This is a genomic window from Pelorhabdus rhamnosifermentans (genome assembly GCF_018835585.1).
Lineage (GTDB): Bacteria > Bacillota > Negativicutes > UMGS1260 > UMGS1260 > Pelorhabdus > Pelorhabdus rhamnosifermentans.
The window spans coordinates 1-241 of record NZ_JAHGVE010000177.1 but is presented as its reverse complement, the minus strand read 5'-3'; the positions used below and the strand labels follow the sequence as shown (position 1 = coordinate 241).

General features: G+C 67.2%; 1 protein-coding gene. It reads right to left on the bottom strand.

What is annotated here, in order from left to right:
• Positions 1 to 241 (bottom strand): aminotransferase class I/II-fold pyridoxal phosphate-dependent enzyme (locus Ga0466249_RS26260; protein ID WP_215832430.1); only part of this gene is annotated, 241 nt, incomplete at both ends.

Below are 241 nucleotides of genomic sequence, written 5' to 3'. Positions count from 1 at the left end.
CCTTCCGGCCGCGGGCACTCGATGCCGCTCGCCTGGTTGAGCATCGAGACCACGAGGTCGCGGCGCTCCTTGAACACCTTGTTGTTCGCGGCGATGAAGTCCTGCGGACCGTTGAGCGCCTCGACCGAGGCCCACTGCGCGATCGACGACGGGTTCGAGGTCGATTGCGACTGGATCGTCGCCATCGCCTTGATCAGCTGCGCCGGACCGCCGGCATAGCCGATGCGCCACCCGGTCATGC